10 protein-coding genes are annotated in these 12783 nt (G+C 61.6%); 4 read left to right on the top strand and 6 right to left on the bottom strand.

The window, feature by feature from the left end; translation table 11 throughout:
- Positions 1–7: 7 nt before the first annotated feature.
- The 3 genes from recR to dnaX form a co-directional block, all read right to left on the bottom strand.
- Positions 8–613: a recombination mediator RecR gene (gene recR / locus KUV45_RS10150; protein ID WP_222162961.1), complete on the bottom strand. Its 606-nt coding sequence runs from the start codon at positions 611–613 to the stop codon at positions 8–10.
- Between the two features lie 95 nt (positions 614–708).
- Positions 709–1035 carry a YbaB/EbfC family nucleoid-associated protein gene (locus KUV45_RS10145; protein WP_045993209.1) on the bottom strand — a complete coding sequence of 109 codons (327 nt, stop codon included), beginning with the start codon at positions 1033–1035 and terminating at the stop codon, positions 709–711.
- A gap of 121 nt (positions 1036–1156) precedes the next feature.
- Positions 1157–3409: a DNA polymerase III subunit gamma/tau gene (gene dnaX / locus KUV45_RS10140; RefSeq protein ID WP_222162960.1), complete on the bottom strand. Its 2253-nt coding sequence runs from the start codon at positions 3407–3409 to the stop codon at positions 1157–1159.
- Positions 3410–3664: 255 nt separating this feature from the next.
- On the opposite strand from dnaX, the gene KUV45_RS10135 reads away from it, so the two are divergent.
- The 4 genes from KUV45_RS10135 (at position 3665) to gltS (KUV45_RS10120) (ending at position 8774) form a co-directional block, all read left to right on the top strand.
- Positions 3665–4909 carry a hypothetical protein gene (locus KUV45_RS10135; protein WP_222162959.1) on the top strand — a complete coding sequence of 415 codons (1245 nt, stop codon included), beginning with the start codon at positions 3665–3667 and terminating at the stop codon, positions 4907–4909.
- A 654-nt stretch (positions 4910–5563) separates the two neighbouring features.
- Entirely contained in the window at positions 5564–6751 is a 1188-nt protein-coding gene (gene gltS, locus KUV45_RS10130) for a sodium/glutamate symporter (RefSeq protein WP_222162958.1), read from the top strand.
- Between the two features lie 27 nt (positions 6752–6778).
- Positions 6779–7450, top strand: a complete 672-nt coding sequence (locus KUV45_RS10125; protein WP_222162957.1) for an RraA family protein — start codon at positions 6779–6781, stop codon at positions 7448–7450.
- 136 nt (positions 7451–7586) lie between these two features.
- Positions 7587–8774, top strand: coding sequence for a sodium/glutamate symporter (gene gltS, locus KUV45_RS10120; protein WP_222162956.1), 1188 nt, complete (start codon positions 7587–7589; stop codon positions 8772–8774).
- Between the two features lie 92 nt (positions 8775–8866).
- Here gltS (KUV45_RS10120) and KUV45_RS10115 read toward each other — a convergent pair whose 3' ends face one another.
- The 3 genes from KUV45_RS10115 to KUV45_RS10105 all read right to left on the bottom strand — a co-directional run bounded on the left by KUV45_RS10115 (position 8867) and on the right by KUV45_RS10105 (position 12590).
- On the bottom strand, positions 8867–9898 hold the full coding sequence (locus tag KUV45_RS10115; RefSeq protein ID WP_222162955.1) for a histone deacetylase family protein: 1032 nt from the start codon (positions 9896–9898) through the stop codon (positions 8867–8869).
- Between the two features lie 173 nt (positions 9899–10071).
- Positions 10072–10797 carry a tellurite resistance TerB family protein gene (locus KUV45_RS10110; protein WP_222162954.1) on the bottom strand — a complete coding sequence of 242 codons (726 nt, stop codon included), beginning with the start codon at positions 10795–10797 and terminating at the stop codon, positions 10072–10074.
- A 422-nt stretch (positions 10798–11219) separates the two neighbouring features.
- Positions 11220–12590, bottom strand: a complete 1371-nt coding sequence (locus KUV45_RS10105) for an NAD-dependent succinate-semialdehyde dehydrogenase (protein WP_222162953.1) — start codon at positions 12588–12590, stop codon at positions 11220–11222.
- Positions 12591–12783 lie beyond the last annotated feature (193 nt).

Below are 12783 nucleotides of genomic sequence, written 5' to 3'. Positions count from 1 at the left end.
GCCTAGGTCATTCGCTATCGAAAGGCAGGCGGCCAGAAAAGGCACGGCTCAGGGTTCCCCCGTCGACGTACTCGAGTTCGCCGCCCATGGGCACACCATAGGCCAGGCGAGACAGGCGCGCACCGTGGCGCTTGATTTGAGTGGCGATGTAGTGCGCCGTTGCTTCGCCTTCCACGGTAGGGTTGGTTGCCAGCACCACTTCCTTGACCAGCCCCTCATCCATGCGCGCCTCAAGCTGGTCGAGACCGATGTCTTCCGGACCGATCCCGTCCAGCGGCGACAGATGCCCGTGCAGCACGAAATAGCGTCCCTGGAAGCCACCAGCTTCCTCGATGGCGAGCATATCCGCGGGAGACTCGACCACGCACAGCACGCTGTCGTCACGCCGCGCGCTCTGGCAGAGACCGCAAAGCGGCTCCTCCGTCAGCGTTCTACAACGCTGGCAGTAGCCCACCTGCTCCACGGCCTCGAGCATCACCTCAGCGAGGCGTCTACCGCCTTCACGCTGGCGTTCCAGCAGGTGCATGGCCATGCGCTGGGCGGTCTTGGGGCCGACGCCGGGCAGCACGCGCAGGGCGTCCATCAGTTGCTCGACCAGGGGAGAAAAACTCATGACAGTCTCGTCCGGGGCGGGGCCGCAAGCGCCCCCCGCCAGTCAGATATTGTCCGGGCCCGCCAAGGCCCGGAACGCCGCAGGTGGACGCCGAATCAGAACGGCATCTTGAAACCAGGCGGCAGGTTGAGGCCAGATGTCACCTCTTCCATCTTGGCCTTGGAGCTGGTTTCCACCTTGCGAACGGCGTCATTGACCGCCGCTGCCAGCAGGTCCTCTAGCAGCTCCTTGTCCTCTTCCATGACGGAGGGGTCAATCTCGACCTTGCTGACGTCGTGACGGCCGTTCATGGTGACCTTGACCATGCCGGCACCCGCTTCACCCAGCACCTCGGCCTTGGCGATCTCCTCCTGAACGCGCTGCATCTTGTCCTGCATTTCCTGGGCCTGCTTCATCAGGTTGCCCATTCCACCTTTCATCATGATCTGATCCTCTCAAACGACACGGTTTAGCAAAGCGTTTGCCAGGTACGTTACCTGGCAGAAATAGATTCCGGGCCCAGCAAAGAACACATTCTGATCAATGCGGCGGCGATGTCTGTCATCAGCGCCGGGCCTTGCGCGTCTCGCCAGCGGGAGTCACGGTGGACTCCACCAGCCTGGCGCCAAAAGTCTGCTGCAACTGCTGAATATGGGGATCACGCTTCAATGCCTCAACCGCTTGTGCATGGCGTTCCGCAGCCAAGCGCTCGGCCATCTGGCGCGGGGTCTCGACGCGACCATCCAGCTCGACAACGTCGACCTCCAGCCGACGGGCATAGCCAAGGGCCTCCAGCGCATCACGAATGCGATTCTGGTGGACGTCGGCATTCATCGCAGATTGCGACGGGTCCAGCTGAAGGTGCAGCCGTTCGCCATCATCTCCGGCCACGATGCAGTGCGCCGCCAAGTTCCTGGTAAGCCCGGAAATGGCCAGATCGTCGAAGTGCTCCAGCCACAGTGCGTGGGTCAGTCGCTGCCCGTCGAGTGGCGCCGTCGTGACCGCCTCAGCCTCGGCTTCTGTCGTGGCCTCATTAGTGGCCTCTGTCGTCGCCTCGCTAGCGGCTTCTGTAGCGACCTCCGAGATGGCCCCACTGCTGTCCGTCGGCCTGCCAGCGGCGGCGGTGGACACGCCTTCCTGCTCGAGCTCGCCAGCAGACGTTGCCCCGACCTCCGCCGCCGCGGCATCGACCTGGGACACTGCCAACGCCTCGGCGGAGGCAGCGGAGGCGGCTGGGCTTGCGTCTGGCACCGGCGCCTGGGGCTCGTGGGGACCCTCGCCATCCATGCCCACCTGAGGCAGCGCCTCTGCGATCGCTACGCTGTCTGCGGGCGCCTCAGCGGGCTCTCGGCTGTCTGCGGGCGCATCAGCGGGCTCTCGGCTGTCTGCGGGCGCCTCAGCGGGCTCTCGGCTTTCTGCGGGCGCATCAGCGCCCGACGTAGGGTTCTCGGGAACGCCGCCCTCCCAGGGCGGAAGGCTGTCAGCAGCGGTGGCCGGCTCATGATCGGCCACCGGCTGGCTCGGCCCACTCGGCTCACTCGGACCGGGGGGCGGAGCATCCATGGAAGCAGCGACCTGCGCTGAGCCTGCCGAAGGGTCCTCGTAAGACGATGGCTGCTCGGGTTCAGGCTGTGGAGGCTGCTCGGCCCTTGCTGGCTGGGGCTGCTCGGGCTCCCCGCGCATCGGCAACGGTGTCTTGGCAGGTCGCGGCACGCCCTGAGGACGAAAGGCCAGCATCCGCAGCAGCGTCATTTCCAGTGCGGTGCGGGCATCCGGTGCATGGGCCATGTCAGCCCGTCCCTGCACGCCGATCTGGTAGTACAGCTGGATATCTTCAGCCGCGAACTGCGCGGCAAGTGCCAGCAACGCTTCGCGATCACCGTGGCCATTATCCAGCGCCGACGGCACCATCTGACCGATCGCCAGGCGATGCATCACCGAGGTCAAGTCATCGAGCACGGCACCAAAATCAGGGCCCTGCTCAGCCAGGCTCGCCACCTCGCGCAGCGCCCTTGCCGCATCGACCTCGGCCAGCGCTTCGATCAGCGCCAGCACATGACGATGATCCAGCGTTCCGAGCATGGCCGCCACGTCAGCGTGACGCACCTCGCCCTGACCAAAGGCGATCGACTGGTCCGTCAGGCTCATGGCGTCACGCATGGAGCCCGCGGCAGCCTTGCCCAAGAGCCACAGCGCGGACTCCTCGTAAGGTACCTGCTCCGCCTCCAGCACCTTCGACAGATGGCCAACGATGCGCTCAGGAGGCATGTGCTTCAGGGTAAATTGCAGACAGCGTGACAGCACCGTCGGCGGAAGCTTCTGCGGATCGGTGGTGGCCAGCAGGAACTTGACGTGGGGCGGCGGCTCCTCAAGGGTCTTCAGCAGGGCGTTGAAACTGCTGGTCGACAGCATGTGCACCTCGTCGATGAGGTACACCTTGTAGCGGCCCTGAGTCGGCGCGTACTGGACATTGTCGAGCAGCTCACGGGTGTCTTCCACCTTGGTTCGCGAAGCAGCGTCGACCTCAATCAGGTCGACAAAACGCCCCTGATCGATGGACTGACAGCTATCACAGCGCCCACAGGGGGTCGACGTCACGCCGTCGTCACCCTCGCCTTTGTCGGTGCAGTTCAGACACTTTGCCAGAATCCTGGCCAGTGTGGTCTTGCCCACGCCACGGGTGCCCGTGAACAGGTAGGCATGGTGCAGCCGCCCTTGGTCGAGGGCATTGACCAAGGCTCGCTGGACATGCTCCTGCCCCACCAGTTCATGGAAGGTGCGAGGCCGCCACTTGCGGGCCAGAACCTGATAGCTCATTGAACGTCATTTCCTGCGGCTGGGCTTCGGGCCTGACGACCCGCTATGTCAACAAGGCGGGGGCAAGGCGTGACGGGCACGCAACAGTATTTCCCGCTCGATGGTCGTGGCATTCTACCGGGTGGGACTCACGCCGCAAAGGCCGTGACCCATGACACCGTCACCGGCGCCGGTCGACAGGCCAAGGCGGCTATCATCGACACGCCATGACACGCCACTCACGACTGCCGCCCTCGCCATCCGACGGAACACCTTATGCCTGACAACCTCCCCGGCCCGCGCTCCGGTCGCCCCTTGCTCCTGCTGACGGATTCACGCTTGAAGTTGATCATGACCCTCGCCATTGCGGCCATCATCACCGTGTCATGGCTTGGGATACTCGACCGCGCCACCCAGCGCCAGGTAGAAGGCGCCACCACACAAGCCTTGCTCGCCTTCGCTGCGGCGAGGGGCCTCAACGCGGGGATATCCGTCCTGCAGTCCACCGAAGTGGGGGTGGTGGCAGCGTCGACCCATCCCTTCGAGGTGCTGGACCCGATCAACGACCTGGTGGAGGACTATGCCAGCGTGATGAAGCTGGCCATCGGCTCGCTGATAGGCCAGACCCTGCTGCTCGAGATCACGGCCACGCTGGCATTCAAGGTGGCCTTCACCGCTGCCGGCCTGTGGCTGCTGCTCAGTCTCTGGCGCGGCTGGCCGACGACAGCAATGGCCTGGCGCGCCTTCGCCCTCATCGGCCTGGGCCGTTTCCTGCTGCTGTTGACCCTTGCCGCCAGCGCGCTGGTCGATCACGCCTTCCTCGACGAGCGCACCACGAACAGCATGGAGGAGGTCCAACGCCTGTCCGAGGACGTTCAGGCCACCAGCGAAGCCCACACCGATGATGGCCTGCCTGCGGAGCAACGCGAACAGATCGAACGCGAATTGGCGTCCGCCGAGGACCAGCGCGACCAGCTGCGTGGCGGGCTGATCACGCTCAACCGTCGGATCGCCCTGGCAGAACAAGGCGTCGAGCAGAGCCGTGGACGCCTGTCGCTGCTGACGGCTCGCCTCAGCCTGAAGGAACGCCTTAATCCCTTCCATGACAACCCCGAGATCGACCGCCTGCAGCAGCAGCTGGCAGAGCGCCGCGACTCACTCGCAGCGCTGACGGAACAGCGCGAGCATCAGCTTGAACAACTCGCCGAACTGGACCGCCGGCGAGACGCCTTGAGCAGTCGCTTGGCAGGGGAAGACCAGGGCCTGCTGGCTAGCCTCACTCAGCGCTTCTCCGCCTTGACCGACAGCCTCAGTCTGGCGGCGATCCAAAGCCGCGTGGAGTCCGGTACCAATGCCATTCTAGAGCTGATGGCGCTGTTCGTACTGCGTACCCTGGTCATTCCCCTGCTGTTCCTGTGGCTCGGCATGAAGCTGTTTCGCGCGCTTTACGCTCGGCCCCCGCAACCCTTGCCGATGCTGCCCGCCCCTGGGACAGATCGCGACCAAGACGACAGACGCTGAACCTCTGCCATGGGGTCGTGGAAAACGCGACCCCTACTTCGCACGCCATTTAGGGCGTTTTTTAAGCACGCAGTTCAAGCGCCGGTCTCAAATAGCCCTCTACCGATACAACGACGCCCGCCACACCCCTTGCTCGGTGTGGCGGGCGTTCTCTCCATATATGCATGCTCCATATATGCATGGCATTGACGCAAGGTGTCGCCCAGTCACCTGAGACACCATCCGCCAAAAGCATGACCCTTATGCCTTGGCATTGACGAGCGTGCAATGCCGTCATCCCGTGGCCATCTCTTCATGTCTCCTCAGAATGCGCAGTCATGGCCGTCAACCAAAGAAGCGTATGACTGACATCTGACGTTTATCGGCACTCCATCTCAGGCATCCCGTCTGGACGTCTGATCTCCACCTCTCCCCCACCTTCTCCATCTTTGCTCTGCTTCGCCCCGTGATATCCGTCATCTTCGCCACCATGGTTCGCTGACTTCCATCATTGACACTTTCAGGCGCTTGCACAGAGCGAAAGACGATCCTGCTTCACGTCAACACCACGACCGATCCTACCTCCAAAGGAATTCCCGAACACCACCACATAGGTATGATTCACCAACACATCTTTCCACCAAAACTCCATGCATCTTCACCAGGATATTACTGATGGATATTCACTTTGACATCATTCAGACCGCGGGTATGGCGGGAGGGGTTTTCCTTCTGGGGAAATGGATAAAAGCGCGATCTTCCTTCCTGCAAAAGTTCTTCTTCCCTGCTCCTGTCATCGGAGGGATCATTGTCAGCTTGCTCGTGTTCTTCCTTCATCAATCAGGCGTCGTGAACATCAGTTTCGACAAGACCCTGATGTCCTTCTTCATGAACATCTTCTTCACCTGTGTCGGATTCACCGTCAGTGCCAAGCTGATTCGTTCCAGTGGGCGCCAGGGAGCTGTTCTGGCCGTTATCGCCGTCACCTTCTTGATCATCCAGAATGTGATTGGCGTCAGCCTGAGCCGCCTTCTGGGCATTGACGAGCTGCTTGGCATCGCCATGGGCTCCATCTCGATGTCTGGAGGCGTAGGCTCTGGGGCAGCCTTCGGCCCAACGCTGGAATCTCTGGGGGCTCAGGGCGCTACCGCGATCGGCATCGCAGCCGCCACCTTCGGCCTGATGATGGGAAGTCTGATTGGCGGACCTGTTGCCAAGCGCCTGATTGATCGACACCGCCTGGCTCCGACAGGTGCCACCACTGATGGCGCAGACGACAGCCCAACGTCTGCTACAGCAGCGACCACTAGCTCAACGCTCTTGCGAAGCACTCTCCTCGTGCTTATAGCGGCGGCCATCGGCACCCTGATTTCCCTGATTCTCACCCTATCAGGCATCAAGTTCCCCTATTACGTGGGATGCCTTTTCGGCGGCGCACTGGTGCGCAACATTGCGGACTACGGCGTCATTGATCTTTGTCATGATGAAGTCGATATGGTGAGCACCACCTCGCTGAATCTATTCCTCTCCATCAGCCTGATGTCGCTGAACATATCGGCGCTTATCGACCTGGCATTACCCATGATGGCCATCCTTCTCACCCAAATGGTGACCATGATGACCTACGCCTACTTTGTCACGTTTCGCCTGATGGGAAAGGACTACGATGCGGCGGTCATGGCGGCCGGCCACTGTGGCGTTGGACTAGGACAGACACCGAACGCCTTGGCCAACATGTCGGCCGTTATCAATGAAAAGGGGCCATCCCCTAAAGCGTGGTTCATCCTCCCGGTCATCACCGTCGTCTTCATCAACATATTCAACCCGCTGATCATTACCTTCTTTATCAACCTGTTTCAGTGATAGGTGTTATTTCAAGGAGCAACATCCATGAGCACAGCGACATCGTTTCGCCTTACGGATCAACAGCGCAGTACGCTCGACAGCATCGTCACACCTCATCTCAGCGATAATCTGGATCGTCTATCCGGCATAAAGGGGCTACGCCACTATCATCGCCATCGCAAACTTATCGGCACCGCCCTGACAGTGCGCTGTCGCCCCGGGGACAACCTCTACATCTATCAGGCACTGACCATGCTGGAACCCGGTCAGGTCCTGGTCGTTGACGGCGCCGGGCATGAGGACAATGCCCTGGTGGGTGAGCTGATCATGCTCTACGCACAGCAAAGGGGCTGCGCGGGCTTTGTGATCGACGGAGCGATTCGCGATATCACGGCCTTCAAGGAGCATGACTTCCCCTGCTATGCGCGCAGCCATATCCATCGCGGCCCATACAAACATGGGCCCGGAGAGGTCAATGTGCCTGTCAGCGTGGGTGGCCAGGTCATTCATCCTGGCGACATCCTGGTCGGTGATGAGGACGGGGTGGTGAGTTTTGCCCCGGAACAGCTGGAGCCGCTGATCCGCGCAGCCCGACTAAGCGCGCAGAAGGAGGAGACCATCAAGCAGGAAATCGCCACCGGAGAGCACCATCAGCGTTGGCTGAACGCTGTATTGCTGGCTCAAGGCATCGAGTACGGAACGCTGAAGCAGCAGTGATTCCCCCCTGGACGCTCGGCGCCGTTGGCGGCGAGCGTCTGCCAGCATGAGACAATGAGGGGCTGACGGCTGTGGGATATCAGCGCCCATATCGGCTTCCCCTCTTGTCTTGGCTACCCTCACTTCAGGACGTGCCATGGACATTCACTTCGATCTGATCCAGACGGCGGGCATTGCAGGTGCCGTCTTCATGCTTGGCCAGTTCATCAAGAGCCGTTCAAGCTTCCTTCAGCAGTTCTTCTTCCCAGCCCCGGTGGTCGGCGGCATCATCGTCAGCCTCGCCATCTTTGCACTGCACCAGGCTGACATCGTCTCCATCAGCTTTGACCGAACGCTGATGGCCTTCTTCATGAATCTCTTTTTCACCTGCGTTGGCTTCACCGTCAGCGGCAAGCTGATCAAATCAAGCGGCCGCCAGGGCGCGATACTCGCGGTGGTCGCCGTCAGTTTTCTGGTCGTACAGAACCTGGTCGGGGTATCGATCAGTCACTTGCTTGGCATCAATGAGTTGCTGGGCGTTGCCATGGGCTCCATCTCGATGTCCGGTGGCGTTGGCTCTGCTGCCGCCTTCGGGCCGACGCTTGAAGAGCTGGGAGCCACCGGTGCCAGCGCCATCGGGATTGCCGCGGCGACCTTCGGCCTGATGATGGGTAGCCTGATTGGCGGCCCCGTCGCTCGCCGGCTGATCGACCGTCACCGCTTGAGCTCGAGCGCTACCGTCGACACTGCACAAACCGCCGACGCGGGGAGCGCAGCTGCTGCTATTTCCAACAGCTCCATGCTGGGTTCGACGCTGATGGTGTTGATCGCAGCCGCCATCGGCACGCTGATTACTATCCTGCTGCATACGACCGGCATCAACTTCCCCTACTACGTCGGCTGCCTGTTCGGTGGCACACTGCTGAGAAACCTGTCCGACTCGGGGCACCTTACGCTGCGCCACAACGAAATAGGCATCATCAGCGGGATTTCCCTCAATCTGTTTCTCTCGATCACGCTGATGTCACTCAATATCAGTGCCCTCATCGATCTCGCGCTGCCCATGATGGCCATCCTCGTGGCCCAGATGTGCATCATGATGGCCTACGCCTACCTGGTGACCTTCCGCGTCATGGGCAAGGACTACGATGCAGCCGTCATGGCGGCAGGGCACTGTGGTATTGGCCTGGGCCAGACACCCAATGCGCTAGCCAATATGTCGGCCGTCATCAGCGAGCGAGGACCGGCCCCGCGTGCCTGGTTCGTACTGCCGATCATCACCGTCGTCTTCATCAGCATCTTCAACCCACTCGTCATCACCCTGTTCATCAATCTGTTCAAGTGACGACAGCGCCCTGACAACGAGCTTTCACTATCCAAGACACAATGATGCCCGCCACACCTCTTGCTCGGAGTGGCGGGCATCATCGTGTCGCATCAGCGCTGCTCGAAGCCCTTCAGCACCTTGACCACGTTGATACCGATCTCCTTCACCGCGTAACCGCCCTCCAACAGGATGACGGTGGGCAGCTCCAGGCTGGCCAGACGCCGCCCCATATCGTGGAAATCGTCACTCTTCAGGCGGAAGCTGGAGATCGGGTCGCCTTCGAAGGTATCGACCCCCAAAGACACCACCAGCAGTGAAGCCTGGTGACGGCGAATCTCGCCCAGCGCCAGCTCCAGCTGCTCACACCAGCTGGTGTAGACGGTGCCTGGCGGCAAGGGATAGTTGACGTTGAAGCCGAGACCCCGACCCTCACCTCGCTCGTCGGCATGCCCAAGGAAGTAGGGGAAGCACTGGTCCGGGTCACCGTGGATCGACTGTGTCAGCACATCGTCACGGGCGTAGAAGATCTGCTGGGTGCCGTTGCCGTGGTGGAAGTCCACGTCGAGGATCGCCACCCGGCCATGGCCGTCGTCGAGCGCGCGCTGGGCCACGATCGCGGCATTGTTGAAGAAGCAGTAGCCGCCGAACTGATCCGTGGCGGCGTGGTGGCCAGGCGGCCGACACAGGCCAAAGCTGGGCTCGCCGCAGGCAGCCGTGTGCCGGTAGGCAGAAAGCGCCACGTCCTTGCTCGCCATCGCCGCCTCGAAGCTGCCCTGGGAGATCGAGGTATCCCCACCGAGTGCATAGTAGCCAAGCTTGCCACCAATATGGCCAGGGATACGGTCATCGCGCATGGTTCGCGTAGGCCAGGTGGTCGGTATCGCCTCGCCCTGATAGCCCGCTGCCTGCCAGTCATCCCAGCAGTTGGCCACAAAGTCCACATAGGCGGCATCGTGAACGGCATCAACGGGATCGCGACCGAAGGCTTGCGGCTCACTCACCTGCCCTACCTCGTGCTGACGTATTTGCTCCAGCACCAGGTCTACCCGCTCGGGGCACTCGAACGGCGTCATCAATTGACCGTCGTGCAGCTCGGTCTTGGCGCGACGCAATTTGGTCGCTTCGCTGTGAAACACCTGCATGGAAAACCTTATCCTTATGATCGGGTGAGCTCACTGTTCTGCGGTGTGAGCCCAGTGCACACCGTGGAAGGCAAGACATCGGAGGGTAAAGCAACGCCCGACCCGTTGCAGTGGTAAGCGGTCGGGCGCTGATAGCAAACGCGAATCGCTGATCGCAGAAGCAGGTCAGGCCGTCAGTTCAGGCTTTCCAGCTGCCGCTCCAGCTCACGCCGCATCGACTCGTCCAGCCCCAGAGCCGTACCCAACTCCTCCAGCCAGGCCCGCTCCATGGCATTCTGCTCATCGATCACGGCGGCGCTGGCCAGGTACATTTCTCTGGCAGCCTGCGGAGAATCTGCCTGGCGAGCCAGTGCCTCGGCATCCAGCGGAGCCGTGAGCTGCTGCTCGACCCAGGCATGCAGCTCGTCATCCGCCCCTAGCTGCTGCATCTGTTCGCTGATCAGGGCACGCTCCTCGGCGTCAATATGGCCATCGGCACGCGCCGCCATGATCACGGCCTGCAACACCTCGAGACTACGCTGTTCTTGAGCCGCCCCATTGAGCTCCTCCAGTGGGGCGCCTTCCTGAGCCGACGCTGCGTGAGTCGCATCGGTACTTCCGGAACGGGATGCCTGCCACGCCTTCCATGCCAGCATACCGACTCCTGCAATGGCACCGTACTTGATCGCCTTGCCACCCATGCTGCGTCCCCGCTTGGAGCCCATCAGCATGCCCAGCGCACCACCTCCCAACAGGCTTTTCATGTCCATCCCCCCGCGGGAGGACGATCCGCCCGACAGCTGGGACGACACGCTATTGATCAACCCCTGTACATCGAAGCCACCGCGCGAAGACCCAGACGATGAGGATCCTCCGCCCGCCTGTTTCATCAGCTGGTCCAGCAGGAACTTGGCATTCATGACGCTCTCCTTGGTCGTGAGACAACCGTATCTTCGTTGGAATACTCCAGCGCGATGAGGTTCCCCGCAAGCTGCGTGAACGGGTTCATCACTGGAGCCTGAATCTCCGATGCTGCCAGGTTCACCCTAACCGCCTCCGGCAACCGCTGCGCCGCACTCTTGGCGCCAAGGGGGAGCTCGGGTCCTTCCTTGCACCCTACACCCGTCACCCCAGCGACACATCCTGCACATGCGCTCCTTATCAACAGTCCCTGTCAGCAGCCCCCTGTCAACAGGCTCTTATAAACAGGCTCTTATAAACAGGCTCCTAGTAAACAGGCCCCGTCGAGCCAGCTAGCTCGACAGGGCCTGAGAGGCGTCTGCCTCACGCTGCCTCACGCTTCTTCGCGCGTGACAGCGCAGGATGGTTCAGGACACAACGCTCAACGCGCCATCTTCACCATCTGGCGGTTGACGAACTCGTCCATGCCATCCTTGCCAAGCTCACGCCCGAAGCCAGAGCGCTTGACCCCACCGAACGGAAGCTCAGCCTCGCTGCCGGGCGGCTCGTTGATGTGCACCATGCCCACTTCCAGGCGGTTGGCCAGGCCCAGCGCCGCCTCGGGATTGGTGGTCTGGATCACCGCGCCCAGTCCGTAGGGCGTGTCGTTGGCCAGGTCAATGGCCTCTTCCAGGTCAGCAGCGCGATAGACCACGGCGACCGGCCCGAACAGCTCTTCCTGGAAGATACGCATGTCCCGGGTCACCCCGGTCAGCAGGGTGGGCGCGTACCAGGCACCCGCCTTGTCCAGGCGCTTGCCTCCGGTCACCAGGGTGGCGCCTTGGCTGACGGCATCCTGCACCTGGGCATCAAGGTTCTCCAGCGCCTGCTGGGAGGACATCGGTCCCATCGCGGTGTCATCCGCCATCGGATCACCGACCTTGATGTTCTCGACCGCCTGACGGAAGGCCGCCAGAAACTCGTCATGCACCGAGGCATCAACAATGATCCGCTTGGCCGCGTTGCAGGCCTGGCCGCAGTTACCGAAACGTCCCTGCACCGCCTGCTTGACCGCCTGATCCAGGTCGGCATCGGGCAGTACCAGGAAGGGATCGGAGCCACCTAGCTCCAGTACGACCTTCTTGAGCTGACGACCAGCTTGCTCGGCCACTGCGGCACCCGCTCGCTCCGAACCGGTCAGCGACACGCCCTGCACGCGACTGTCCGCGATCAGCTCGCCAACCTGCTCGTTGCTGGCATACAGATTGGTGTAGAGACCTTTCGGCGCCCCTGCTTCGTGGAAAATGTCTTCGATGGCCTTGGCCGACTCGGGGCACTGGGGCGCATGTTTCAGCAGGATGGTATTGCCATTGAGCACGTTAGGGGCGGCAAACCGCGCCACCTGATAGTACGGGAAGTTCCAGGGCATGATGCCCAACAGCACGCCCAGACCCTGCTTGCGCACTTCGGCCTTGGCGCCTGCCGTCACGATGGGCTCTGGCTCGAGCCAGGCCGGACCATTGTCGGCGTAGTAACGGTAGATATCGACTACGACCGACATTTCTCCCAACGCCTGGGACTTCGGCTTACCCATCTCACGCACGATAATGTCCGCCAGCGCATCACGACGTTCCTCATGCAGGTCAGCCACACGGTGGAGCAGGGCTGCACGCTCAGCCGGGGTGACGCCACGCCATGCCAGATAGGCTTGCTGGGCCAGTTCGACAGCCTCAGCAATCTGGGCGTCGCTGGCATCCGGATAGGTCGCCTCTACCTCTCCCGTGGCGGGGTTGGTGACCTTGTAGTGACTCATTGAGGCTTCTCCTTTCAACGTGGTGTTGGTAATGACTTGGGGTAAAAGAGATCTGTGTTAACCGTGAACCGAGCTATCCGACGCTAGACCAGAAGCGCTCTGGTGATATCAAGACCCAACAGCATAGCCGGGGCCTTATGGCGTTGACAGGTCGAATCCACCAGAGTTCGACGCCGCCGCCAGACAATACTCT

This window comes from Halomonas sp. DP3Y7-2, assembly GCF_019800795.1.
GTDB classification, from domain to species: domain Bacteria; phylum Pseudomonadota; class Gammaproteobacteria; order Pseudomonadales; family Halomonadaceae; genus Halomonas; species Halomonas litopenaei_A.
The sequence above is the reverse complement of the archived record's forward strand: the minus strand, read 5'-3'. Positions and strand labels throughout refer to the sequence as shown.

Excerpts from the sequence above, each read along its gene's own strand:
- gltS (WP_222162956.1), top strand. The coding sequence starts at position 7,587 with ATGGACATTCACTTCGATCTGATCCAGACGGCGGGCATTGCAGGTGCC.
- KUV45_RS10125 (WP_222162957.1), top strand. The coding sequence starts at position 6,779 with ATGAGCACAGCGACATCGTTTCGCCTTACGGATCAACAGCGCAGTACG.
- KUV45_RS10105 (WP_222162953.1), bottom strand. The coding sequence starts at position 12,590 with ATGAGTCACTACAAGGTCACCAACCCCGCCACGGGAGAGGTAGAGGCG.
- KUV45_RS10135 (WP_222162959.1), top strand. The coding sequence starts at position 3,665 with ATGCCTGACAACCTCCCCGGCCCGCGCTCCGGTCGCCCCTTGCTCCTG.
- dnaX (WP_222162960.1), bottom strand. The coding sequence starts at position 3,409 with ATGAGCTATCAGGTTCTGGCCCGCAAGTGGCGGCCTCGCACCTTCCAT.
- KUV45_RS10145 (WP_045993209.1), bottom strand. The coding sequence starts at position 1,035 with ATGATGAAAGGTGGAATGGGCAACCTGATGAAGCAGGCCCAGGAAATG.
- recR (WP_222162961.1), bottom strand. The coding sequence starts at position 613 with ATGAGTTTTTCTCCCCTGGTCGAGCAACTGATGGACGCCCTGCGCGTG.
- KUV45_RS10110 (WP_222162954.1), bottom strand. The coding sequence starts at position 10,797 with ATGAATGCCAAGTTCCTGCTGGACCAGCTGATGAAACAGGCGGGCGGA.
- KUV45_RS10115 (WP_222162955.1), bottom strand. The coding sequence starts at position 9,898 with ATGCAGGTGTTTCACAGCGAAGCGACCAAATTGCGTCGCGCCAAGACC.
- gltS (WP_222162958.1), top strand. The coding sequence starts at position 5,564 with ATGGATATTCACTTTGACATCATTCAGACCGCGGGTATGGCGGGAGGG.